The following is a 23,596-nucleotide window of genomic DNA, read 5'->3' as shown; positions in this document are numbered from 1 at the left end:
GCGCGAGCGCCATGACACCGCGATGAAAGCCGCCCGCCGCCCCTCGCGGCCCCGGCGCCGCGCTATTCGCAGAGCGCGCGGATCGACGGCGGCACCGGCAGCGCGCGCAGGCTGCCGTCCTCGCGCTTGCCGCCGAAGATGCGCACCTCCTCGCATTCGAGGATCGGGTCCGCGCCGCGGGTCACGCGGTAGGCCTGCACGAAGCTCTTCTCGCGCCACTCGGCGATGCGCGTCGCGATCTCGAGCGTGTCGCCGTAGCTCGCGGTCTTGACGAAGCGCGTGTGCGTGTCGACCAGCGGCGTGCCGATCACGCCGAGCGTCTTCGTGGTCTCCTCCCAGCGCGGCACGCCGCACTGGTGGAAGAAGTGGCGCGAGGCCGCGTCGATCCAGCGGAAGAAGTTCGGGAACCAGACGATGCCGGCGGGGTCGCAGTCGCCGAATTCGACGCGGACGGTGTAGACGATTTCCTTGTTGCTCATGCGCTCGATTCTGCTTGCTGCCTTCATCCCATGCGCCCGGGCAGCCACAGCGCGATCGCGGGGAACGCGATCAGGATCACCAGCCGCAGGATGTCGGTCGCCACGAAGGGCAGCACGCCCTTGAAGATGGTGGTGAAGCTCACGTCCTTCACCACGCTCTTGATGACGAACACGTTCATGCCCACGGGCGGATGGATCAGCCCGAGCTCCACCGTCATCACGATGACGATGCCGAACCAGATCGGGTCGAAGCCCAGGTGCACGATCACCGGGTAGATGATCGGCACCGTGAGGATGATCATCGCCATCGCGTCCATCAGGCAGCCGAGCACCAGGTACATCACCATGATCAGCGCGAGCACGCCGTAGCGGCCCACGCCCAGGCCGGTGAGGAACTCGGTGAGCTTCTGCGGGCTCTGCGTGATGGTGAGGAAGTAGCCGAACAAGAGCGCGCCGATCAGCACGGTGAACACCGCCGCCGCCGTGCGCGTGGCCGACAGCAGGGCCTCGCGGATCTTCGCGCGGTCGAGCCGGCCGCGCAGCACGCCGAGGATGAAGGCGCCGCTCGCGCCCACGCCGCCGGCCTCGGTGGGCGTGAAGAAGCCGCCGTACAGCCCGCCGATCACGAACAGGAACAGCACGATCGGTGCCCACACGTTCTTGAGCTCGGCCGCGCGCTCGCTCCAGGCCCGCGCCTCGCCGCGCGGCAGCCAGCCGGGCTTCACGCGCACGATGACCACGATGGTCAGCACGTACATCAGCATCGCGAGCAGGCCCGGCACGATGCCGGCCATGAACAGCTTGCCGATGTCCTGCTGCGTGAGGATGGCGTAGACCGCGAGCACGGTCGACGGCGGCAGCATCGCGCCCAGCGTGCCGCCCGCGGCGATCACGCCGGTGGCGAAGGACTGCGGATAGCCGAAGCGCCGCATCTCGGGATAGGCCACCGACGAGAAGGTGGCGGCCGTGGCGACCGAGGAGCCGCAGATCGCCGCGAAGCCGCCGCAGGCCACCACCGTGGCCACGCCGAGGCCGCCGCGCAGGTGGCCGATCATCGAGTTGGCGGCGCGGAACAGCTCGCGGCTCACGCCCGACACCGAGACCAGCGCGCCCATCAGCATGAACATCGGGATCACGCCGAAGGTGTAGTCGGTCACGGTGCGCATCGAGGTCTGGCCCACCAGCTTGAGCGCGGGGCCGGGCCCCACGAGGTAGCTGTAGCCGGTGACGCCGACCAGCCCCATCGCCATGCCCACGGGCACGCGCAGCAGCATCAGCACGAACAGGGCGACGAAGCCCAGCAGGGCGACGGCATCGGTGCTCATTCGCTCACCTTCTCTTCGGCGTGCTCGTCGTGCAGCAGTTCGGGATGGAAGATCAGCCGCCAGGTGCGCACCGCGATCAGGATCACGGCCGACACGTCGCCGGCCCAGGCCACGGCATAGAACGGCCAGGTCGGGATGTTCATGTCGTAGGTCAGCACGTTGTCGGTGTAGGTGAGCCGCACCTTGTCGAACAGCATCGCGGTCTGCACCGCCACCACCAGCAGCAGCACCAGGGTGGCGAAGATGTCGATCGCGCGGCGCATGCGCGGACCGGCCGCGGTCCAGACCAGGTCGACCGTGATGTGGCCGCCGCGGTAGCTGGTGGCCGCGATGCCCCAGAAGATCAGGATCCCGAGCAGCATGCGGCCGAAGTCGTAGGCGTCGGGGATCGAGGTGTCGAAGAACTTGCGCAGCACCACGGCCACGAAGATGTTGAGCGCGACGATCCCCACGAAGATGGCGGCCAGCCATTCGATCGTGTTGATCACGCGGTCCATGGCACTGGCCGGACGCGTGCTCATGGCTGTCACAGCGCCGACTTGTGCTTCGCCAGGCTCGCCTTCAGCGCGTCCATCACGGCCTTCGGATCCTCGCCCGTCTTCTTCACGCTCTCGGACCACTGCGCCTCCGACGGCGCGGCCGCCTTGCGCCAGGCATCGAGCTGCTCGGCCGTGAGCTTGTAGACCTCGTGGCCCGACTGGCCCGCGATCCTGGCGCGGCCCGCGAACTCGAAGTCGGCCCAGGGCGCGGCCACCTTCTGCGCCCATTCGCTGGTGCAGTGGTCGTCGATCACCTTCTTCTGGCCGGCCGACATCGCGTCGTACTTGCCCTTGTTCATGACCCAGACGAAGGGCGTGACGTACAGCGGCACGTCCATGTGGTACTTGACCACCTTGTCGATGCCGAAAAGGCCGATCGATCCCCAGGGGAAGGTGATGGCATCGGCCACGCCGCGCTCGAGCATGTCGCGCGACTCGGGTGCCGAGGCCTGCACGTTGGTGCCCCCCAGCGAGGTGATGAGCTGGCCCACGGTGCTGGTCGCGGGCCGCACCTTCATGCCCTTCACGTCGGCGGGTAGCACGATCTTCTTGCGCGAGTGGAAAGTGCCGGGGTCGTGCACGAAGGCGAAGCAGTACTTCACGTCCTTCATTTCCTTGGCGGCATAGGCGCGGTACCAGTCGTCGATGGCGGCCGAGCCCTCCTTGCCGTTGGCGAACAGGAAGGGCAGCGAGGCACCGGCCATCACCGGGAAGCGGCCCGGCTGGTAGCCGGGGTTCACGTAAGAGAAGTCGGCGATGCCGTCGCGCGCCATGTCGTAGTGGTCGAAGGCCTTGCCCAGCTGCTCCGAGGGAAAGAGGATCGCGGTGATCGAGCCGTTCGAGGCCTTCTTGATGTCGTCGGCCCAGGCCTGCAGGGCCGGGTTCAGCGGATGCTGCGCGGGCACCCAGCTCGACAGCTTGATCTGCACCGGCTTGTCCTGCGCGAGCGCGGGGACCATGGCCGAGGCCGCGAGTGCCAGCGTGAGCGCGAGGGCGCCGGGGCGGCGATGGAAGGAAGTCTGCATGGCTTGTCTCTCTTTCGTTCTGCGTGTTGTGGATTCAGTGAGCAAGGGATCGGGCAAGGTCTCGAGGTCCGGGTGCGCGCTCCCGGTTCAATCCGCCGCGATGCGGCGTTCGCGGATCAGCGCGCCGAAGCGCTGCGAATCGGCCGCGGCGCGCTGCTGGAACTCGGCCGGCGTGCCGGGCACGGCCTCGCCGCCCAGCGAGGCGATGCGTTCCTTCACGGCTGGCAGCGCGAGCGCGCGGTTGATCTGCGCATTGAGCTGCGCCACCACCTCGGGCGGCGTGCCGGCCGGCGCGTAGAAGCCGAACACGGTGTCGGCGTCGAAGCCGCGCAGGCCGGCCTCGTCGAGCGTGGGCACGTCGGGGAACAGCGGCGAGCGCTGCGGGCTGCCCACGGCCAGCAGGCGCAGCTTGCCCGCGCGCACCTGCTGCAGGCCGATGCCGGGATCGAAGGCGTAGTCGACCTGGCCCGCCAGCAGGTCCTGCAGCGCGGGCGCGGCGCCGCGGTAGGGCACGTGCAGCGCGAACAGGCCGGCCTGGCTCTTGAACATCTCGCCCGCGAGGTGCGGCGAGCTGCCGCTGCCCGGCGAGGCGTAGCTGAGCTTGCCGGGGTTGGCCTTGGCATAGGCGATGAAGTCGCGCACGTTGGCCGGCGGCAGCGAGGGCTTGGCGACCAGGAACACCAGCACCCGCGCCGCGGCCGCCACCGGCACCAGGTCCTTGGCCGGATCGAAGCTCATGCGCGCATAGAGGTGCGGGTTCACCGACACCATGCCGCCCGAGCTCATCAGCAGCGTGTAGCCGTCGGCCGGCGCGCGCGCCACGGCTTCGCCGCCGAGGTTGCCATTGGCGCCGCCGCGGTTCTCGATCACCACCGGCTGCTTGAGCGCCTCCTGCAGCGGCTGCGCGACGGCGCGCGCGATCTGGTCGGCCGCGCCGCCGGGCGGGAAGTTGACGATCACCTTGACCGGCTTGGCGGGCCAGGCGGTGGCGGTGTTGGCCCATGCCGGGGCGCCGGCGAGGGAGGCGAGGGCGGTGGCCAGCAGCAGCCGGCGTCGCCATGGGAAAGCGTCGAGGGTCATGGTGTGTCTCCGGTTTCTTTTTGGGGATGCGATGAGGCTCAGGCGGGGCGCGAGGGCGTGGCGGCCGGCGGCCGCTTCATCCAGCGGATGGGCTGCGCCTGCACCGGCCGCGGCGCCGCGCCGTGCTGCGCGAGCGCGGCATCTAGCGCCTTGCCGCCTTCGTCGGCCAGCGCGGCCTCGCGCGCGGCGGCGATGGCTTCGGCGCGTGCCGGCGCGGGCATCGCCGTGCGGCCCGCGAGTTCGCCGACCAGGTGCAGCAGCGTGTGCTTGCCGCGCTCGTTGGTGCTGCCGTAGCCCTTGATGAGCCGGCCGCACAGCGCGAGCTCGCGGCCCAGCACCCAGTTCTCGCGCGCGCCGGCCTCGATGGCCGCGAGCCAGCGCTCGATCAGCGCCTGTTCCTCCGCGAAGCGGCTGCCGCGGCGGCGCAGCCAGCGCAGCGAGGCCAGCAGGCGCAGCGAGGCCATGCCCCAGACGGCATGGCTGCCCACCTGCAGCGGCAGTGCCCAGGGCTCGCGGCCGCGCGCCTGGCGCGCGCGGTCCCAGGCCGTCACGCGGCGCGCGAGCGCGCTCGGCAGCAGCGCCGCGAACTCGGCCGCGCCGGGCTTGAAGTGGTCGTAGACCTTCACGATGTCGGCCTCGCCCGCGCGCACTTCCCGGCGCACGCGCTGCGCGCGGCTGGCACGGCCCTTGAGCGCGGCCACGCGCACGATGTCGTCGAAGGCCATCCACAGCGCGAGCCAGCGCGCGGTCTCGCGCACGATGGCGAAGCCGCGCGCGCCGGCCGGATCGGCCGCGCGCTCGGCATCGAGCACGCGCGCCAGCCGCTGCGCATAGAGCGCGGCATAGGCCGCGTCCTGGTAGTCGAGCACGCGCGCATGGCCGAGCGCCAGCAGGTCGTGCACGGCCGGCGGAAAGCGCTGCGCCAGCTCGGCGGGCAGCGCGCGCGCGGGCGGCGGCGCATCGCGGCCTTCCTCGGCCAGCACGCCGCGCACGAAGGCGGCCTGCGCGCGCGGCGCGCTCACGGCCTCGAAGGCGGCCGCGAAGCCGCGCAGGCTGGCCGCGGCCGCCTTGCCGACCTTGTCGTGCGCGACGCCGCCGCGCACCGCGTGCTCGTAGGCCGCGCGCTCGAACGGGAACAGCCCGCTGCCCGCGATCGCGCCGAGCATCACGGCGCTGACCACGGTGCCGGCCTCGCGCGCCATCGCGCCCATGTCGAGCACATGGTGCTCGCGGCTGAAGGCCTTGACCACGTCGATCAGGCGCTGCGCGTCGGCGCGTCCGTCGCCGGGCACCATGCGCTCGGCGGTGGTGAGCACGCGCGCCGACGAGCTGATGACCAGCGTGCGCGGCGGCGCGCTCATGCCGTTGCCGATCTGGCGCGTGGTCTCGAGCAGCTCCGACGACACGATCGCATCGAGCGCGCCCGGCACCGGGCTCAGGCTGAAGACGGGCCGGCGCCCGCCGAGTTGCGCGAGCGGCACCGGGAACACCTCGATGTAGTAGGTGGTGGCGCCGGTGCGCTGCGCCACGCCGGGGATCGAGGTGCTCTGCGCGGCGAAGCCCGCGTGGCGCGCGGTCTCCACCAGCCATTCGGTGAGCACGCCGCCGCCTTCGCCGCCAAGGGCGCAGACGAGCAGGGTGATCGGGCGCTGCGTGGACGCCGGGGAGGAATGTCGTTCCATGGCTCGTGTCTCCTCAAGCCGGGCGCAGCGCGCGCACCACCGCGCCGCGCAGGCCATGCAGCAGCCGCTCGTGCCACTTCGGGTTCTGCACCACCTCGGCGCGGTAGAAGCTCGGGCACAGCGTGGCCGCGTGCGCGTTGGCGCCGCACAGGCCGCAGCCCACGCAGCCGTCGATCACGGTCGCCACCGGGTCGAGCTTGAGCGGATCGGGGTTGTCCTTCAAGGTGAGCGTGGGGCAGCCCGAGAGCCGGATGCAGGCATGGTCGCCGTTGCACACGTCCTCGTCCACGCCGTACTTCACGCGCACCACGCGCTCGCCGCGCTGCAGCAGGCCCGCGATCCAGGGCTTGATGCGGCGCTGCCGCTCGAGCTGGCATTCGCCCTCGGCGATCACCACCTTGAGGCCGTCGAAGTCGCTGGTCAGCGCCTCGGTCAGGGTGCGGCGCATGCGCTCCACGTCGTAGGTGGTCACGGTGCGCATCCATTGCACGCCCAGGCCCTTGAGCGTGGATTCGATGGTCTGGTTCTTGTCGACCAGGCTCTGCTGCTTGTCGACGGCGCGCTCCTTCACCTCGTCGTCGGGCGTGGAGATGATGTCCTGCGTGCCGGTGGCCGAGGTGTAGCCGTTCTTGAAGATCAGCAGCACCGCGTCGTCGCCGTTGAACAGCGCGCTCTGCACGCCGGTCAGCAGGCCGTTGTGCCAGAAGCCGCCGTCGCCCATGATCGACAGCGTGCGCCGGTTCATCATCGGCGACACGCCCGCGCGGCTCGCGAGGCTCATGCCGTAGCCGAGGATCGAGTGGCCCATCGAGAAGGGTTCGAAGGTGCCGAAGGCATGGCAGCCGATGTCGGCCGCGATGTGCACCGGCCCCGTGGTCTGCTGCGCGAGCTTGAGGGCCGAGAACACCGGCCGCTCGGGACAGCCCACGCAGAAGCTCGGCGGCCGGTTCGGCAGCGGCACGTCGAGGCGGCGCGCCACCGCCTCGCGGCGCTCGCGGTTGCCGGCCAGCCAGGCCTGGGCCGACAGCGCCGATGCGGCCGTCTCGCCCTCGCCGACGTACTTCGCGACGAAGGCGGCGAGCCCGCCCGAGAGCACCTCCACACCGTACTCGCCGGCCGAGGGCAGCAGGTCCTTGCCGTGCAGCGGCGTCTGGATGTCGCGGCGGCGCAGCAGGGTCGCGATGTCCTGCTCGATGTACTCGGGCTGGCCTTCCTCCACCACGAGCACCGCGCGTTTGCCGAGGCAGAAGTCGGCCAGCTGCTCGGGCACCAGCGGATAGGTGACGTTGAGCACCAGGATCGGGATCTCGCTCTCGCCGAAGGCATCGGCCAGTCCCTGCTGCTGCAGGCCGCGGATCAGCGCGTTGTACAGGCCGCCCTGCACCACGATGCCGAGCTCGGCATGGCGCCCGCCCGGCATCAGCTCGTTGAGCCCCTGGGCCACGATGTGGCGGCGCGCGGCGGGAATGCGCTCGTCGCCCTTGAGCTTCTCGTGGCGGAAGGTCACGGGCGGATGGGCGAGCCGCATGTAGTCGAAGCCCGCGGGGTCGGTCATGAGCGCGCGCGTCGACACGGCGGGCGCGAGGTTGTCCTTGCACGCGAAGCTGCCGCGCACGTGGCAGGTGCGGATGCGCAGCTCCATCAGGCAGGGCATGTTCGAGGTCTCCGAGAGCTGGAAGCCCTGCTCGACCATGCGCACCATCACGGCCAGGTCGGGCCGCGGGTCGAGCAGGCACATGCTCGACTTGAGCGCATAGGCATGGGTGCGCTCCTGGATCACGCTGGCGCCTTCGCCGTAGTCCTCGCCGACCACGATCAGCACGCCGCCGGTCACGCCGGGCGAGGACAGGTTCGACAGCGCGTCGGCCGCCACGTTGGTGCCGACGATGGACTTCCAGGTCACGGCACCGCGCAGCGGATAGTGGATCGAGGCGCCGAGCATGGCCGCGGCCGAGGCCTCGTTCGAGCAGGCCTCCACGTGCACGCCGAGCTCGTCCATGTAGCCCTTGGCCTGCACCATCACGTCGAGCAGGTGCGACACCGGCGCGCCCTGGTAGCCCCCGACATAGGCCACGCCCGACTGCAGCAGGCCCTTGGTGATCGCGAGGATGCCCTCGCCGTGAAAGGTGTCGCCCTCGCCGAGGCGCAGCGCCTCGACTTCCTTGCTGAATGAGACTTCCAAAAGAATCGGCTCCGGTGGGTTGATGCGTGGATGGATGAAGGAATGCGCGGACGCAGGCGTCCCCGCGCCGGGTGCGGGCCGGCGTTGTTCGTTGCTGGAGGCGGCGCTACTTGCCGCCGGGCTTGGGCGGTGCGGTGGGCAAACGCGCCACGTAGTAGGCGAGGGTGTCGAGGTCCTCGCTCGCCATGCGGCCCACGGCCTCGCCCATCGCCTGCGTGTAGCCCGGGCGCTTGCCGCTGCGGAACTCCTGCAGCGTGAGCGCGAGGTATTCCTCGCGCTGGTGCGCGATGCGCGGCACCTGCTGGCCGCCGCTCAAGTCGGCGCCGTGGCAGATCACGCAGCGGTTCTCCTGCGCGAGCGCCTGGCCGCGTGCCATGCGCGCCGCGTCGGGCGGCGCGGCGGCGGCGGCCGGTGCCAGCGCGGGCAGCGTCGCGATGAAGTCGGAGAAGCCGCGCAGGTCCTCGTCCTTCATCGTCTTCGCGACCGCGGTCATGGCCTCGTTGGCGCGCCGGCCTTCGCGGAACAGGAACAGCTGCGTGATCGCGTAGAACGAATGCTGGCCCGCGAGCGAGGGCACGCCCTGCATCTCGCTGCGGCCGTCGGCACCGTGGCAGGCGGCGCACAGCGCGGCGTAGCGTTCGGCATAGACCTTGGCGCCCGATGCCGCCGCCGGCGCGGCCTTGGGCTGCGCGCCCTTGGTCGCCTGCGCGAACGCGGGCAGGGCCAGCGCCCACAGCATCGCCATCGCCGCCATCGCCGTGTGCCTCGTCATCCGGCGCGCCTCACTTGCCGCCGTAGCTGATGCGGTAGATCGCACCCGCGTGGTCGTCGCTCACCAGCATCGAGCCGTCCTTGAGCACCAGGAAGTCCACCGGCCGGCCCAGGTAGGTGTTGTTCTCGACGAAGCCGGTCATGAAGGGCTCGACCTTCGCGCCGCCCTTGCCGTCGGGCCAGGCCACGGCGATGTCGGCGTACTTGGTGGTGCGGTTCCAGGGGCCGTGGCGTGCGATGAACATCGCGCCGCGGTACTTGGCCGGGAACATCTTTCCTTGATAGAAGGTCATGCCCAGCGCCGCGGCGTGCGGGCCCAGCAGCGCGGCGGGCTTGGCGTAATCGGCGCAGCTCTTGCCCCAGCCGAATTCCGAATCGAGGATGTTGCCCTGGTGGCAGTACGGGTAGCCGAAGTGCTGGTCGGCCTTGGTCACCACGTTGAGCTCGTCGTTGGGCAGGTCCTCGGAGAGCCAGTCGCGCCCGTTGTCGGTGAACCAGAGGTTGCCGGTCTTCGGATCGAAGTCGAAGCCCACCGTGTTGCGCACGCCGCGCGCGATGGTCTCGATGCCGCTGCCGTCGAGGTTCATGCGGAAGATGCGCGCATGCGCGTCGTCGGGCTCGCAGAGGTTGCAGGGCGCGCCGACCGCGTAGTAGAGCTTCTCGTCGCGGATGCGCAGGTAGCGCCAGCTGTGGTCCTGGCCGCCGGGCAGCTTGTCGTAGAGCACCACCGGCTGGCCGGGGTTGTCGAGCTTGTCCTCGATGCCGTCGTAGCGCTGGATCTGCTTGTGCGTGGCGAGGTAGAGCGCGCCCTTGTGGAATTCGATGCCGGTGGCGAACTCGGTCTTGTCGACGATGGTCTTCGGCTTGCGGTCGCCCTTCTCGGCAATCGCATAGACCTTGTTGCCGACGAACAGCGTGCTCACGAACACCGTGCCCTTGGCGCCCTGGCGCAGCGAGCGCGCATCGAGCACGCCCGAGGCCCAGGTCTCGACCTTGAAGCCCGGCGGCAGCTTGAACTTGGCGGTGGGCAACTGGTCGGCCGCGGTCGGGATGGGAAACGAAGGCACGGGCGCCAGCCGCGTGGCCGCGTCGTTCTTGGGCCGGCCCTTGGCCCAGCCGGGTTCCTCGGTGGGCGGCTGCTGGGCCCAGGCGGCGCCGGCCGCGAGGAGCAGGGAGGTTGCAAGGGTCGCGAGCACCGCTGACATCGAATGCGGGCGCAGTCTGGCCATGTCGTGTCTCCTTCTCGTTGTGGTGGCGCTTTCGTCGGGGGCGGCGAATTCACGCCGGGCGCCAGTGTGCGGAGCTTGCGGCCCGGCTTCAATAAAATAAGCGAGCTAAGCGATATGAACGGCATGCATATTGAAACCATAGACCTCAACCTGCTGCGTCTCTTCGATGCCGTCTACCGCGCGCGCAGCGTGAGCCGTGCCGCCGAGTCGCTGGGCCTGACCCAGCCCGCGGCCAGCCACGGCCTGGGCCGGCTGCGGCTGCTGCTGAAAGATGCGCTGTTCACGCGCGCCCCCGGCGGCGTGGCGCCCACGCCGCGCGCCGAGCGCCTCGCGGCCGCCGTGCAGGCCGCGCTCGCGCTGCTCGAGGAGGCGCTGCACGAGCCCGCGCGCTTCGAGCCGCAAGCCTCGCGCAAGGTCTTTCGTATTCACATGAGCGACATCGGCGAGGGCCGCTTCCTGCCCGCGCTGATGGCGCGGCTCGGCGAGCTCGCGCCCGGCGTGCGCATGGAGACGCTGCCGCTCGCGCCCGGCGAGATCGCGCCCGCGCTCGACAGCGGCCGCGTCGACTTCGCCTTCGGCTTCCTGCCCAAGGTGCGCGACACGCAGCGCCTGCACCTGCTGAAGGACCGCTACATCGTGCTGCTGCGCAAGGGCCATCCGTTCGCGCGCGGCCGGCGCACCAGCCAGGCGCTGATCGAGGCGCTGCAGACGCTCGAGTACGTGGCGGTGCGCACCCATGCCGAGACCCTGCGCATCCTGCAGCTGCTGAACCTCGAGGACCGCGTGCGCCTGACCACCGAGCACTTCATGGTGCTGCCGGCGATCGTGCGCGCCACCGACCTCGCGGTGGTGATGCCGCGCAACATCGCGCGCGGCTTCGCGCAGGAGGGCGGCTACGCGATCGTCGAGCCGGCCTTTCCGCTGCGCGACTTCACGGTGTCGCTGCACTGGAGCAAGCGCTTCGAGGCCGACCCCGCGAACCGCTGGCTGCGGCAGGTGATCGCGGAGCTGTTCGCCGAACGCGCGGGCCGCGCCGAGCGCTGAGCCGGCTCAGCGAAAGAACGCGCGCAGGTAGTCCGCCGCGGCGTCGGAGATGCCGACGATCTTGTCGGTGGCCTGGCGGTAGAACTTGAAGTTGAGCTCGGTCTCGGGCCGGCCGTCGTTCCAGTCGGCATGGGGCTTGAGCTCGCGCCGCCCGAGCGGGGCGTTGGCGAGCGCGGTGCGCCGCACCGCGATGCTCACGCGCGGCGTCTGCCGCTCGAGGTCGGGCAGCAGCGGCAGCGCCTCGGCCGCGGTCACGATGCCCATCGCGACCAGGCCGGCGCCGCCCGCGTTCTCGCTCGCGAACACGAACACCGTGTCGCCGGGCGCGATCTGCTTGCCGCCGTACATGGTCTTCTGGGCCGCGAATTCGAAGCGCGTGGCGCGCGGGTCGGCGACCTCGGTCTTGATCGCGTAGCAGGGGCGTGGGGACGGGGCTTGCGGCATCGATGGGCTCTCAGAGGGCCTAGTTTCCATCAGCCGCGAATACCCCCGTGCCTCAGGGCAGGTCTCAAGGCAGGTTCTCGCGAAAGATCACCACGCTGCGCGTCGTCTCCACCCCGCTGAGCACGTCGCGCCCCTCGCGCAGGTTGGTGAAGATGCGCACGCAGCTCATCAGGGTCGCATGCGGGCTCTGCGTGATCACCGCGTCCATGCTGCCGTCGATCAGCAGCGCGCGCGTGTCGGGCGTGAGGCCGTGGCCGATGAAGGCCACCTTCTGGTCGCGCTGCGCTTCCTTGAGCGCGCGCGCCACGCCGTCGGAGGCGCCGCCGATGTTGTAGATGCCCGCGAGTTCGGGATGCTGCTCGAGCAGGGCGCGGGTCTGGCGGTAGTTCTTGTCGGCATCGTCCTGGCCCTCGCGCAGGCCCACCACCTGCAGCGGCTCGAACATCTCGTCGATCACCTGCAGGAAGCCGGCCTCGCGCTCCTGGTGCGCGCTGTAGCGCAGGCTGCCCGCGATCAGCGCGACCTTGGCGGCGCGCGCTCCGATGAAGCGGCCGATGAGGTAGCCCGCGGTGCGGCCGGCGGCGCGGTTGTCCAGCCCGATGTAGGCCGCGCGCTGCGAGTTCGCGAGGTCCGAGATCAGCGTCACCACCGGCACGCCGCGCGCGGCCAGCGCGGCCACGGCCTCGCGCACGGCCGGATGCTCGAGCGCCATCATCGCGATGCCGTCGCAGCGCCCGCCCAGGCGCAGCAGCGCGGCGGCCAGCGCCTCGGGGTTGAAGCTCTCGGTGAGCTCGGTGCGGCACACCACGTTGAACGGCGCCCAGTGCTCCTGCGCGTAGCCGACCATGTCCCCGAGCATGCGGATGAAGCGGTTGGTGCCGCTGGGCAGCAGGAACACCAGGCGCAGCGGCCGCGGCGCCAGTGCCGCATAGAGGTCGCGCTCGGGCAGGTAGCCGAGCTCGGCGGCGGCCTTGAGCACGCGCTGCACGGTGGCGTCGCGCACGCCGGGGCGCTTGTTGAGCACGCGGTCGACGGTGGCGGTCGAGACCTGCGCGGTGCGCGCGATGTCGGCAACGGTGGCGCGTGCCGCGGTGCCATCGGCCGGCGCGGAGGATTTGTTTGAAGGGTTAACCCGCATACATCAAAAACCATCAAGCCGTAGTTTGACGGTACAGGGTGAGGCCTATATCTTCGAGGAAATTCAATCAATGATGCATCAATTCGCATCATCCACACAACGGAGACACAGCATGGCACCGGTCACCCGCCGCAGCGCGATTCGCACCCTGTCCGCCCTTCCCGCCATCGCGGCCGTTCCGGCCGCCGGCGTGTTCTCGGCCCTGCCGCGCACGGCCCGCGCGGCGGAGTTCTCGTACAAGTACGGCAACAACCTGCCGCTGAGCCATCCGCTGAACATCCGCGCGCAGGAAGCGGCCGACCGCATCGCCAAGGAAACCAACGGCCGGGTCGAGATCAAGATCTTCCCGAACAACCAGCTCGGCGGCGACACCGACATGCTGGCCCAGGTGCGCTCGGGCGGCATCGAGTTCTTCACGCCCTCGGCACTGGTGATCGCCACCCTGGTGCCGGTGGCCGCGATCAATGCGGTGGGCTTCGCCTTCGCCGACTACAAGCAGGTCTGGGCCGCGATGGACGGCAAGCTCGGCGCCCACGTGCGCGGCGCGATCGCCAAGTCGCGTCTCTATGCCTTCGAGAAGATGTGGGACAACGGCTTTCGCCAGACCACCAGCAGCAAGGCCGCGGTCGCCACCGCCAAGGACATGGACGGCCTGAAGATCCGCGTGCCCGTGAGCCCGCTGTCGATCTCGATGTTCAAGGGCCTGGGCGCCGCGCCCGCGAGCCTGCAGTTCAGCGAGGTCTACTCGGCGCTGCAGACGAAGATCGTCGACGCGCAGGAGAACCCGCTGCCGATCATCCAGGTCGCCAAGCTGTTCGAGGTGCAGAAGTTCTGCTCGCTCACCAACCACATCTGGGACGGCTATTGGTTCATCGCCAACGGCCGCGCCTGGGACGCGCTGCCGGCCGACCTGAAGACCATCGTCGCGCGCGCCATCAACGAGGCCGGCCTGCAGCAGCGCGAGGACATCCGCAAGCTCAACGAGTCGGTGGTGGGCGACCTGCAGGCCAAGGGCCTGACCATCAACCGTCCGGCGGCCGACAGCTTCCGCGCCAAGCTGCGCGACTCGGGCTTCTACGGCGAATGGAAGGGCCGCTTCGGCCCCGAGGCCTGGGCGCTGCTCGAAGAGGCCGTGGGCAAGCTGGCCTGAGCGTCACCCATGTCCTCGCACGTGCTTCCCGCCGACGCGCTCGCCCCCGGTGGCGCCGCCGCGGCCCATCCGAACGCGCTGGCGCCGCTGGCCGGCCGCCTCGACCGCTGGCTCGGCGGCACTGTGGAATCGCTGGCCGCGCTGCTGGTGCTGGCCGAGATCGTGGTGCTGTTCGCGGGCGTCACGGCGCGCTATGCCTTCCATGCGCCGCTGGTGTGGTCCGACGAGCTGGCCTCGATCCTGTTCCTGTGGCTTTCGATGCTCGGCGCCGTGGTGGCGCTGCGCCGCGGCGAGCACATGCGCATGACCGCGTTCGTGGCGCGGCTGCGGCCCGACACGCGCGCGCTGTTCGACACCTTCGCCATCACGGCCTCGGTGGCCTTCCTCGCGCTGGTGGCCTGGCCGGCCATCGACTACGCGCACGAGGAGTCCTTCGTCGTCACGCCCGCGCTCGAGATCAGCAATGCCTGGCGCGCCTCGGCCATCCCCGCGGGCATCGCGCTGATGGGGGTGGTGGCGCTGCTGCGCCTGCTGCGCGTGTGCACCGTGCGGCAGATCGCCGTGGCCGCGCTCGGCACCGTGGCGCTGGTGGCCGCTTTCTGGCTCGCTGGGCCGGTGCTGGCGCCGCTGGGCAAGCTCAACCTGCTGATCTTCTTCGTTGGCGTGGTGGCCTTCACCGTGTTCGCCGGCGTGCCGATCGCCTTTTCGTTCGCGCTCGCCACCTTCGGCTACCTGGCGCTGACCACGCGCACGCCGATGCTGGTGATGGTGGGGCGGCTCGACGAAGGCATGTCTCACCTGATCCTGCTGGCGGTGCCGCTGTTCATCTTCCTCGGCGCGCTGATCGAGATGACCGGCATGGCGCGCGCCATGATCCAGTTCCTCGCCAGCCTGCTGGGCCATGTGCGCGGCGGCCTGTCGTACGTGCTGATCGGCGCCATGTACCTGATCTCGGGCATCTCGGGCTCGAAGATCGCCGACATGGCGGCCATCGCGCCGGTGCTGTTCCCCGAGATGACGAAGCGCGGCGCCAAGCCCGGCGACCTGGTGGCGCTGCTGTCGGCCACCGGCGCGCAGACCGAGACCATCCCGCCCTCGATCGTGCTGATCACCATCGGCTCGGTCACCGGCATCTCGATCGCGGCGCTGTTCACCGGCGGCCTGATGCCCGCGGTGGTGCTCGGCGCCATGCTCTGCGTGGTGGTCTGGTGGCGCTACCGCCGCGAGGACCTGAGCCAGGTGAAGCGCCACGGCGCGCGCGAGATCGGCAAGCTGCTGCTCGTCGCGCTGCCCGCGGTGCTGCTGCCCTTCGTGATCCGCGCCGCGGTGGTCGAGGGCGTGGCCACGGCCACCGAGGTCTCGACCATCGGCATCGTCTATTCGGCGCTGGTCGGCCTGCTGGTCTACCGCCAGTTCGACTGGCGCCGGCTGCGCCCGATGCTGGTCGAGACCGCCTCGCTCTCGGGCGCCATCATCTTCATCGTCGGCTGCGCCACCGCCATGGCCTGGGGGCTCACGCAGTCGGGCTTCTCGCAGGACCTCGCGAAGCTCATGGCCGGCATTCCGGGCGGTGCCTACGGCTTCCTCGCGGTCTCGATCGTGGCCTTCATCGTGCTGGGCAGCGTGCTCGAGGGCATCCCGGCCATCGTGCTGTTCGGCCCGCTGCTGTTCCCGATCGCCAAGGCGGCCGGCGTGCACGAGGTGCACTACGCCATGGTCGTGATTTTCGCGATGGGCATCGGCCTGTTCGCGCCGCCCTTCGGCGTCGGCTACTACGGCGCCTGCGCCGTCAGCAAGGTCGATCCCGACGAGGGCATCCGCCACATCTGGGGCTACATGGCCGCGCTGCTCGCGGGGCTGGTGCTGGTCGCCGCGATCCCGTGGTTCTCCACCGGTTTTCTCAAAGTCTGACAACAACACGCACAACGGAGCGCGCAAGAAAATGAGTCGATTCCTCGGCGAGATCCGCCAACTGGGCTATGTGGTGCCCGACATCGAGGCCGCCATGGACTACTGGAGCCGCGAGCTCGGCGTCGGTCCCTGGTTCTACAACCCCAAGGTGCCGATCCGCAACTACCGCTACCACGGCGAGGCGCACGAGCCGCACAACTCGGTGGCGCTGGCCAACTCGGGCTATGTGCAGGTCGAGCTGATCCAGACCCGCAACGACGTGCCCTCGATGTACCGCGACTTCCTGCGCGCGGGCCGCACCGGCCTGCAGCACGTGGCCTACTGGACCGCCGACTACGACGCCGACCTCGCGCGCCTCACGGCGCAGGGCTTCAAGCCGGTGATGAGCGGCGAGGTGGGCGAGCGCGGCCGCTTCATCTACTTCGATACCGAATACCACCCGGGCACCGTGATCGAGCTGTCGGAAGTGGCCGGCCCGAAGGGCAAGATGTTCGACCTGATCCGCGCGGCCTCCGAAGGCTGGGACGGCAGCGAGCCGGTGCGGCCCTTCCCCGACCTGTCGAAGCTCTGATGACGACGGCGCAGGCAGAACAGCGCATCCGCGCGCGCTACCGCATCGAGACGCCGCTCGAGCCGGCCGCGGTGGCCGAGGTGATGGCGGGCGAGCAGTCGTGCGGCACCTTCACGCGCGTCGAGGGCGAGACCGACGACCTGCGCGCGCGGGCACGCGCCACCGTCGAGGCCATCGTAGAACTCGAGCCGGCCGCGGCACCCAGCCTGCCCAATGCGCTGCTCGAGCGCCAGGGCCGGCGCGGGCCGTGGCGGCGCGCGCTGGTCGACATCTCGTTTCCTGTCGCCAACATCGGCGCCAACCTGCCGACGCTGGCGGCCACGGTCGCGGGCAACCTCTACGACCTCGGCGAGGTCACGGGGCTGCGGCTCGAATCGCTGCAGCTGCCCGCGGCCTACCGCGCGCAGTTCGAGCGGCCGAGCCACGGCGTGGCCGGCACCCGCCGCGCCACCGGCGTGGAATCGGGCGCGCTGGTGGGCACCATCATCAAGCCCAACGTCGGCTTCTCGGCCGCGCAGACCGCCGAGCTGGTGGCGCGGCTGTGCTCCGCGGGCGTGGACTTCATCAAGGACGACGAGGTCTCGGCCGATCCGCTGCATGCGCCGCTGGCCGAGCGCGTGCCGGCCGTGATGGCGGTGGTGCGCGACCATGCGCAGCGCACCGGCAAGCAGGTGATGGTGGCCTTCAACATCAGCGACGAGACCGACGCCATGAAGCGCCATGCCGACCTGGTCGAGCGCGAGGGCGGCAGCTGCGTGATGGCCAGCCTCAACTGGTGCGGCCATTCGGGCATCCAGACCTTGCGCCGCCACACGCCGCTGGCGCTGCACGGCCACCGCAACGGCTACGGCGCGCTGTCGCGCCATCCGCTCCTGGGCATCTCGTTCCAGGCCTACCAGGCGCTGTGGCGGCTGGCCGGCGTCGACCACATGCACGTGCACGGGCTGCAGGGCAAGTTCTCGCAGCCCGACGAGGAAGTGATCGAGTCGGCGCGCGATTGCCTGGCGCCGCTGGCGGCGGGCGAGGGCGCCCTCGATGACCGCGTGATGCCCGCCTTCTCCTCGGGCCAGTGGGCCGGCACCGTGGCGCCGACCTGGGCCGCGGTCGGCAGCGACGACCTGCTGTTCATGTCGGGCGGCGGCATCCTGGCCCATCCGGGCGGCGCGGCCGCGGGCGTAGCGAGCATCCGCCAGGCCTGGGCCGCGGCGCGCGCGGGCGTGCCGGTGGCCGAGGCCGCGCGTGCGGCGCCGGAGCTGGCGCAGGCGCTGGCCTTCTTCGGCGCCAAATGAGCGTGGCAGCGAGCACGTCGGTGCCGCTCGCCTATTACGGCGACGACTTCACCGGCGCCACCGACACGCTCGCCACCGCGGCGCGTGCCGGGCTGCGCGCCTTGCTGTTCTTGCGCGTGCCCGACGAGGCGCTGCTCGCGCGCGCCGGCCCGCTCGACTGCCTCGGCATCGCGGGCGCGGCGCGCTCGATGGCGCCGGACGCGATGCGTGCCGAGCTCGCGCCGGTCGCGCGGCTGATGGCCGGGCTCGGTGCGCGCGTGTTGCACTACAAGACCTGTTCCACCTTCGACAGCGCGCCCGGCGTCGGCAACATCGCCGTCGCCATCGAGACGCTGCGCCCCGCCGCCGGCCAGCCCTGGACCGCGATCGTCGGGGGCCAGCCGAACCTCGAGCGCTACTGCCTGTTCGGCCACCTGTTCGCCGCGGCCGGCAGCGGCGGCACGGTGCACCGCATCGACCGCCATCCGACCATGAGCCGCCATCCGGTCACGCCGATGCGCGAATCGGACCTGCGGCTGCATCTTCAGGCGCAGGGCCTGGGCGAGACCGCGCTGCTGCCGTACCCGCGGCATGCGGTCACGGGCGAGGCGCTGGCCGCCGTGCTGGACCAGCGGCCCGAGGCCGTGCTGTTCGACGTCGCGCGGCCCGAGGACCTGGAGGCCATCGGCGCGGCGCTGTGGCCGCTCGCCACCGCCGAGGCGCCGCTGCTGGCCGTCGGCCCGAGCAGCGTGGTGCAGGCCTTCGCGCCGCGGCTGGCGCAGGCGCCCGCGACGCCGGCCGCCGTGGCACCCGCGCGCGGCCCGGTGTTCGTGCTGGCCGGCAGCCTCTCGCCGGTCACGGCGCGGCAGGTGGCGGCCGCGCGGTCCTTCGAGATCGTCTGGCTCGACGCGGCGCGGCTGGCCGACCCCCATTCCGATCACCTTGCGCAGTCCGCGCGCGAGCTGGCCGACCGGCTCTCGACCGGCGCCCATGTGCTGGCCTGCACCGCCACCGAGGCCGCGCGCGCCGGCCATACCCGCGTGCCCGCGCGCGCGCTGGCCGAGGCCGGCGGCGAACTGCTGGCGCGCGTGCTCGCGGCCGTGCCGCTGTCGCGCGTGGGCGTGGCCGGCGGCGACACCTCCAGCCTCGCCGTGGGCGCGCTCGACGCCTGGGGCCTGTCCTACCTCGCGCAGCTCGCGCCCGGCACCGCGCTGTGCCGGCTGCACAGCGAGGCGCCGGGGCTCGACGGGGTCGAGATCATGCTCAAGGGCGGGCAGATGGGGTCGGAGGACGTGTTCGAACGGCTGGTGCACGGCACCGGCGGCTGAGCGGGCGCCAGGCCTGTTTTTCGGCGCGGCCATGGCGCCCGCGCCCCCATGGCACGAGAATTGCCCCGAATCCAGGGTTTCCCCGTACGTCGCATACCGGGCCCTGCATACGCAATATGGGCACCACGGTATGCGTGCGGCGGCGCAAGCCGCTAACGTCCAGGCCTGGCCACCACGCGCCACCCCACGAGCACGACAGCATGAGTACCGAGAGCAGCAGCCACAGCCCCAGCCAGCCCATCCGATTCTTCCATCGCGGACAGGTCGTCGACGTCAGCGGCGTCCACCCGACCCGCTCGGTGCTCGACTGGCTGCGCGAGGACGCGCGCTGCACCGGCACCAAGGAGGGTTGCAACGAGGGCGACTGCGGTGCGTGCACCGTGGTGATCGGCGAGCTGGCCGAGGCCGGTGCGCCCGACGCGGTCGGCGGCCTGCGGCTGCAGACGGTCAATGCCTGCATCCAGTTCCTGCCCACGCTCAACGGCAAGGCGCTGTTCACGGTCGAGGATCTCAAGGACCAGTGCCTGTCGTCCCAGGCTGCGCAGGTGGCCCCGGCCCCCGCGCTGCAGGAGGGCGACAAGCGCCCGCACCCCGTGCACTGCCTGCACCCGGTGCAGCAGGCGCTGGTCGACTGCCACGGCTCGCAATGCGGCTTCTGCACGCCGGGTTTCGTGATGTCGCTGTGGTCGGCCTACGAGCACCACCAGGCGCGCGGCACGCAGCCCTCGCGCCAGCAGCTGGCCGACGACCTCTCGGGCAACCTGTGCCGCTGCACCGGCTACCGCCCGATCCTCGACGCGGGCCAGCGCATGTTCGACCTGCCGCCGGTGCGGCTGGACAGCCGCGCGGTGGTGGCCGCGCTCACCGCGCTGAACCCGCCCTCCGGCGCCCCGGGCTTCGAGTACGCGGCCCCGCTGGGCGCGCGCATCGACCGCTTCCATGCGCCGCGCTCGCTCGAGCAGCTGGCCGCGCTGCGCGAGCAGAAGCCGCGCGCGCAGCTGCTGTCGGGCTCGACCGACGTGGGCCTGTGGGTCAACAAGCAGTTCCGCGACCTCGGCGACATCATCTACCTGGGCGACGTGCCCGAGCTCAAGACCATCGAGGTCCGCGGCGAGCACCTCTACATCGGCGCCGGCGCCTCGCTCGAATCGGCCTTCGCGGCGCTGGTCGAGCGCGTGCCCAGCCTGGCCGACGTCTGGCTGCGCTTCGCTTCGCCGCCGATCCGCCATGCGGGCACCATGGGCGGCAATGTCGCCAACGGCTCGCCGATCGGCGACTCGCCACCGGTGCTGATGTCGCTCGACGCCGAGATCGAGCTGCGCCGCGGCGCCGAGGTGCGCCGCATGCCGCTGCCCGACTTCTACGTCGACTACATGAAGAACCAGCTGCAGAGCGGCGAATTCGTGCAGGGCCTGTGGCTGCCGCTGGCCGCGATGCGCCGCCAGGTGCGCGCCTACAAGATCAGCAAGCGCTTCGACTGCGACATCTCGGCGCTGTGCGCGGGCTTCGCGCTCGAACTCGAGCCCGGCGGCAACAAGGTCAAGGCCGTGCGCCTGGCCTTCGGCGGCATGGCCGCCACCGTGAAGCGCGCGGCGCAGGCCGAGGCCGCGCTGGTCGGCAAGCCCTGGACCCAGTCCAGCGTGAACGCGGCCAAGCTGGCGCTGGCGCAGGACTTCAAGCCGCTGTCCGACATGCGCGCCTCGGCCGACTACCGGATGCAGGTGGCGCAGAACCTGATCCAGCGCCTGTGGCTCGAGACCCGGGCCGAGGATGCGCTGCCCGGCAGCGCCACCAGCGTCTGGAGCGTGATGCCGCACGCCGCCACCGCCAAGCCGGCCGCGCAAGGAGTCTGAGACCATGAACAAGCCCCTCGATGCCCGCCTGCTGCAACCCGCAGAGGCCTTTGCCGACTACCTGAAGAACACCGCCGCCCGCATCGACCAGGGTGCCGAGGCGCTCGCCCACGACCAGGGCGTGCGCGTGGGCATCAGCCGCCCGCACGAATCGGCGCACCTGCACGTGGCCGGCGAGGCCACCTACATCGACGACATCCCCGAGATCGCCGGCACCCTGCACTGCGCGCTGGGCCTGTCGCCCGCGGCCAACGGGCGCGTCACGGCGCTCTCGCTCGACGCCATCCGCGCCATGCCGGGCGTGGTGTCGGTGCTCACGGCCGACGACATCCCCGGCACCAACGACTGCGGCTCGATCATCCACGACGACCCGATCCTGCTGTCCGTGAAGGACGGCGGCGAGATCCGTTACCTGGGCCAGCCGGTGTTCGCCGTGATCGCGCGCACCCGCGACGCCGCGCGGCGCGCCGCCGCGCGCGCCAAGGACGCGCTGACCATCGAGGCGCAGCCGCCGGTGCTGACGCCGCAGGACGCCCATGCGCGCGGCCAGTACGTGGTGCCGCCGATGCACATCGTGCGCAGCGGCGGTGCCGCCAACGGCGGCGACGAGGCCGCGGTGCGCGCCGCCATCGCGGCCGCGCCGCACCGCCACAAGGCCACGCTCGACGTCGGCGGGCAGGAGCAGTTCTACCTCGAGGGCCAGATCAGCTACGCCATTCCGAAGGAGGGCGGCGCGCTGCACATCCACTGCTCGACCCAGCATCCGAGCGAGATGCAGCACCTGGTCGCGCATGCGATGCACCTGCAGTCGAACGAGGTGCACGTCGAGTGCCGGCGCATGGGCGGCGGCTTCGGCGGCAAAGAATCGCAGTCGGCGCTGTTCGCCTGCGTGGCCGCGGTGGCCGCGAGCAAGCTGCGCCGCCCGGTCAAGCTGCGGCTGGACCGCGACGACGACTTCATGGTCACGGGCCGGCGCCACTGCTTCTGGTACGAGTACGAGGTGGGCTACGACGCCGAGGGCCGCATCCTCGGCGCCGAGATCACCATGGTCTCGCGCGCCGGCCACTCGGCCGACCTCTCGGGCCCGGTGATGACGCGTGCGCTGTGCCACTTCGACAACGCCTACTGGCTGCCCAATGTCAGCATGCACGGCTACTCGGGCAAGACCAACACGCAGAGCAACACGGCGTTCCGCGGTTTCGGCGGCCCGCAGGGCGCGATCGCGATCGAGAACATCATGGACTCGGTGGCGCGCGAGCTGGGCCGCGATCCGCTCGACGTGCGGCGCGTCAACTTCTACGGCAAGGGCGAGAACAACGTGACGCCCTACCGCCAGACCGTGACCGACAACATCGTGCACGAGCTGGTGGCCGAGCTCGAGGCCACGAGCGACTACCGCGCGCGGCGCGAGGAGATCGCCGGCTTCAATGCCGCGAGCCCGGTGCTCAAGCGCGGGCTGGCGCTGGCACCGCTGAAGTTCGGCATCTCGTTCAACGTCAAGCACTTCAACCAGGCCGGCGCGCTGGTGCATGTCTATACCGACGGCTCGATCCTGGTGAACCACGGCGGCACCGAGATGGGCCAGGGCCTGAACACCAAGGTGGCGCAGGTGGTGGCGCACGAGCTCGGCGTGAGCTTCGAGCGCGTGCGCGTCACGGCCACCGACACGACCAAGGTCGCGAACACCTCGGCCACGGCGGCCTCGACCGGCGCCGACCTCAACGGCAAGGCCGCGCAGGACGCCGCGCGCCAGATCCGCGAGCGGCTGGCGCAGAGCGCGGCCGAGCGCCATGGCGGCGAGCCCGGCGCGGTGCGCTTCGCCAACGACAAGGTCGAGGTCAACGGCCGCACGCTGGCCTTCAGCACCGTGGTGGGCGAGGCCTACCTCGACCGCAAGCAGCTGTGGTCCGACGGCTTCTACGCCACGCCCGGCCTGAGCTGGGACAAGGACAAGATGCAGGGCCGCCCGTTCTACTACTACGCCTACGGCGCGGCGGTCAGCGAGGTGATCGTCGACACGCTGACCGGCGAATGGAAGCTGCTGCGCGCCGACATCCTGCACGACGCGGGCAAGTCGCTGAACCCGGCGGTCGACATCGGCCAGGTCGAGGGCGCCTTCATCCAGGGCATGGGCTGGCTCACGACCGAGGAGCTGGTGTGGCATCCGCAGAGCGGCAAGCTCACGACCCACGCGCCCAGCACCTACAAGATACCGACCGCCAACGACTGCCCGCCGGTGTTCAACGTGCGGCTGTTCGAGGGCCAGAACTTCGAGGACTCGATCCACCGCAGCAAGGCCGTGGGCGAGCCGCCGCTGCTGCTGCCGTTCTCGGTCTTCTTCGCGATCCGCGATGCCGTGTCGGCCGCGGGCGGCCACCGCGTCGACCCGCCGCTGCGCGCGCCCGCCACGAGCGAATCGATCCTGCGCGCCGTGACGGCCGTGCAGGTGGGATGAGCGCCGCATCAGCGGACAGCCGAACGCAGAAGACGCGAAGAACACGCGGAAGCCGCAGCAAGGAACCCGGGGAACATCGTCATGTCTTCCTTTTGCGATTTCCGCGCAAGCGTCGCGCCCTG

Annotated in this window: 19 protein-coding genes; 8 read left to right on the top strand and 11 right to left on the bottom strand. The window is 70.9% G+C overall.

Features of this window, described 5'->3' with window-relative positions; all coding sequences use genetic code 11:
- Positions 1-62 precede the first annotated feature (62 nt).
- The 9 genes from AC07PU_RS22815 to AC07PU_RS22775 form a co-directional block, all read right to left on the bottom strand.
- Positions 63-479, bottom strand: a complete 417-nt coding sequence (locus AC07PU_RS22815; protein WP_495320764.1) for an acyl-CoA thioesterase — start codon at positions 477-479, stop codon at positions 63-65.
- A gap of 23 nt (positions 480-502) precedes the next feature.
- Positions 503-1,804, bottom strand: a complete 1,302-nt coding sequence (locus tag AC07PU_RS22810) for a TRAP transporter large permease (protein ID WP_495320762.1) — start codon at positions 1,802-1,804, stop codon at positions 503-505.
- Entirely contained in the window at positions 1,801-2,325 is a 525-nt protein-coding gene (locus AC07PU_RS22805) for a TRAP transporter small permease (RefSeq protein WP_495320760.1), read from the bottom strand. The genes AC07PU_RS22810 and AC07PU_RS22805 overlap by 4 nt, the downstream gene beginning before the upstream one ends.
- Before the next feature lie 5 nt (positions 2,326-2,330).
- A complete protein-coding gene (locus AC07PU_RS22800) occupies positions 2,331-3,368 on the bottom strand; it encodes a TRAP transporter substrate-binding protein (RefSeq protein ID WP_495320758.1) in 1,038 nt (345 codons plus the stop codon).
- 87 nt (positions 3,369-3,455) lie between these two features.
- On the bottom strand, positions 3,456-4,448 hold the full coding sequence (locus AC07PU_RS22795; protein WP_495320756.1) for a Bug family tripartite tricarboxylate transporter substrate binding protein: 993 nt from the start codon (positions 4,446-4,448) through the stop codon (positions 3,456-3,458).
- 38 nt (positions 4,449-4,486) lie between these two features.
- Positions 4,487-6,130, bottom strand: a complete 1,644-nt coding sequence (locus tag AC07PU_RS22790) for an indolepyruvate oxidoreductase subunit beta family protein (protein WP_495320754.1) — start codon at positions 6,128-6,130, stop codon at positions 4,487-4,489.
- A gap of 13 nt (positions 6,131-6,143) precedes the next feature.
- Positions 6,144-8,312 carry a thiamine pyrophosphate-dependent enzyme gene (locus tag AC07PU_RS22785; RefSeq protein WP_495320752.1) on the bottom strand — a complete coding sequence of 723 codons (2,169 nt, stop codon included), beginning with the start codon at positions 8,310-8,312 and terminating at the stop codon, positions 6,144-6,146.
- Positions 8,313-8,418: 106 nt separating this feature from the next.
- Positions 8,419-9,084, bottom strand: coding sequence for a c-type cytochrome (locus AC07PU_RS22780; protein ID WP_495320750.1), 666 nt, complete (start codon positions 9,082-9,084; stop codon positions 8,419-8,421).
- Positions 9,085-9,094: 10 nt separating this feature from the next.
- Entirely contained in the window at positions 9,095-10,312 is a 1,218-nt protein-coding gene (locus tag AC07PU_RS22775) for a PQQ-dependent sugar dehydrogenase (RefSeq protein WP_172705586.1), read from the bottom strand.
- 114 nt (positions 10,313-10,426) lie between these two features.
- Between AC07PU_RS22775 and AC07PU_RS22770 the strand changes: the two genes are divergently transcribed.
- Positions 10,427-11,356, top strand: coding sequence for a LysR family transcriptional regulator (locus AC07PU_RS22770; protein ID WP_093340459.1), 930 nt, complete (start codon positions 10,427-10,429; stop codon positions 11,354-11,356).
- A gap of 6 nt (positions 11,357-11,362) precedes the next feature.
- Here the strand turns inward: AC07PU_RS22770 and AC07PU_RS22765 are convergent, their stop codons facing one another.
- Positions 11,363-11,800, bottom strand: coding sequence for a hypothetical protein (locus tag AC07PU_RS22765; protein WP_495320747.1), 438 nt, complete (start codon positions 11,798-11,800; stop codon positions 11,363-11,365).
- A 64-nt stretch (positions 11,801-11,864) separates the two neighbouring features.
- A complete protein-coding gene (locus AC07PU_RS22760; protein ID WP_495320745.1) occupies positions 11,865-12,938 on the bottom strand; it encodes a LacI family DNA-binding transcriptional regulator in 1,074 nt (357 codons plus the stop codon).
- Between the two features lie 112 nt (positions 12,939-13,050).
- Here AC07PU_RS22760 and AC07PU_RS22755 point away from each other — a divergent pair, with 112 nt between their 5' ends.
- The 7 genes from AC07PU_RS22755 to xdhB all read left to right on the top strand — a co-directional run bounded on the left by AC07PU_RS22755 (position 13,051) and on the right by xdhB (position 23,474).
- Entirely contained in the window at positions 13,051-14,088 is a 1,038-nt protein-coding gene (locus tag AC07PU_RS22755; protein ID WP_296784277.1) for a TRAP transporter substrate-binding protein, read from the top strand.
- Positions 14,089-14,097: 9 nt separating this feature from the next.
- Positions 14,098-15,999 carry a TRAP transporter large permease gene (locus tag AC07PU_RS22750; protein ID WP_495320742.1) on the top strand — a complete coding sequence of 634 codons (1,902 nt, stop codon included), beginning with the start codon at positions 14,098-14,100 and terminating at the stop codon, positions 15,997-15,999.
- A 31-nt stretch (positions 16,000-16,030) separates the two neighbouring features.
- Positions 16,031-16,570 (top strand): VOC family protein, encoded by a 540-nt coding sequence (locus AC07PU_RS22745; protein ID WP_495320740.1) that lies wholly within the window; start codon positions 16,031-16,033, stop codon positions 16,568-16,570.
- Entirely contained in the window at positions 16,570-17,859 is a 1,290-nt protein-coding gene (locus AC07PU_RS22740; protein WP_495320737.1) for a ribulose-bisphosphate carboxylase large subunit family protein, read from the top strand. Before AC07PU_RS22745 ends, AC07PU_RS22740 begins: the two co-directional genes overlap by 1 nt.
- A complete protein-coding gene (locus AC07PU_RS22735; RefSeq protein WP_495320735.1) occupies positions 17,856-19,166 on the top strand; it encodes a four-carbon acid sugar kinase family protein in 1,311 nt (436 codons plus the stop codon). Before AC07PU_RS22740 ends, AC07PU_RS22735 begins: the two co-directional genes overlap by 4 nt.
- A gap of 200 nt (positions 19,167-19,366) precedes the next feature.
- On the top strand, positions 19,367-21,019 hold the full coding sequence (xdhA, locus tag AC07PU_RS22730) for a xanthine dehydrogenase small subunit (protein ID WP_495320733.1): 1,653 nt from the start codon (positions 19,367-19,369) through the stop codon (positions 21,017-21,019).
- A 4-nt stretch (positions 21,020-21,023) separates the two neighbouring features.
- A complete protein-coding gene (gene xdhB / locus AC07PU_RS22725; RefSeq protein ID WP_495320731.1) occupies positions 21,024-23,474 on the top strand; it encodes a xanthine dehydrogenase molybdopterin binding subunit in 2,451 nt (816 codons plus the stop codon).
- Positions 23,475-23,596: the final 122 nt, after the last annotated feature.

This window comes from Variovorax sp. GW821-FHT10D07, assembly GCF_059415325.1.
Note: the sequence above shows the minus strand (reverse complement) of the source record. Positions and strands in the feature narration are given on the sequence as shown.

Coding starts and splice junctions, on each gene's coding strand:
- AC07PU_RS22780 (WP_495320750.1), bottom strand. CDS start 9,084: ATGACGAGGCACACGGCGATGGCGGCGATGGCGATGCTGTGGGCGCTG.
- AC07PU_RS22770 (WP_093340459.1), top strand. CDS start 10,427: ATGAACGGCATGCATATTGAAACCATAGACCTCAACCTGCTGCGTCTC.
- AC07PU_RS22750 (WP_495320742.1), top strand. CDS start 14,098: ATGTCCTCGCACGTGCTTCCCGCCGACGCGCTCGCCCCCGGTGGCGCC.
- xdhA (WP_495320733.1), top strand. CDS start 19,367: ATGAGTACCGAGAGCAGCAGCCACAGCCCCAGCCAGCCCATCCGATTC.
- AC07PU_RS22805 (WP_495320760.1), bottom strand. CDS start 2,325: ATGAGCACGCGTCCGGCCAGTGCCATGGACCGCGTGATCAACACGATC.
- AC07PU_RS22755 (WP_296784277.1), top strand. CDS start 13,051: ATGGCACCGGTCACCCGCCGCAGCGCGATTCGCACCCTGTCCGCCCTT.
- AC07PU_RS22790 (WP_495320754.1), bottom strand. CDS start 6,130: ATGGAACGACATTCCTCCCCGGCGTCCACGCAGCGCCCGATCACCCTG.
- AC07PU_RS22810 (WP_495320762.1), bottom strand. CDS start 1,804: ATGAGCACCGATGCCGTCGCCCTGCTGGGCTTCGTCGCCCTGTTCGTG.
- AC07PU_RS22765 (WP_495320747.1), bottom strand. CDS start 11,800: ATGCCGCAAGCCCCGTCCCCACGCCCCTGCTACGCGATCAAGACCGAG.
- AC07PU_RS22815 (WP_495320764.1), bottom strand. CDS start 479: ATGAGCAACAAGGAAATCGTCTACACCGTCCGCGTCGAATTCGGCGAC.
- AC07PU_RS22760 (WP_495320745.1), bottom strand. CDS start 12,938: ATGCGGGTTAACCCTTCAAACAAATCCTCCGCGCCGGCCGATGGCACC.
- xdhB (WP_495320731.1), top strand. CDS start 21,024: ATGAACAAGCCCCTCGATGCCCGCCTGCTGCAACCCGCAGAGGCCTTT.
- AC07PU_RS22745 (WP_495320740.1), top strand. CDS start 16,031: ATGAGTCGATTCCTCGGCGAGATCCGCCAACTGGGCTATGTGGTGCCC.
- AC07PU_RS22795 (WP_495320756.1), bottom strand. CDS start 4,448: ATGACCCTCGACGCTTTCCCATGGCGACGCCGGCTGCTGCTGGCCACC.
- AC07PU_RS22775 (WP_172705586.1), bottom strand. CDS start 10,312: ATGGCCAGACTGCGCCCGCATTCGATGTCAGCGGTGCTCGCGACCCTT.
- AC07PU_RS22735 (WP_495320735.1), top strand. CDS start 17,856: ATGAGCGTGGCAGCGAGCACGTCGGTGCCGCTCGCCTATTACGGCGAC.
- AC07PU_RS22800 (WP_495320758.1), bottom strand. CDS start 3,368: ATGCAGACTTCCTTCCATCGCCGCCCCGGCGCCCTCGCGCTCACGCTG.
- AC07PU_RS22740 (WP_495320737.1), top strand. CDS start 16,570: ATGACGACGGCGCAGGCAGAACAGCGCATCCGCGCGCGCTACCGCATC.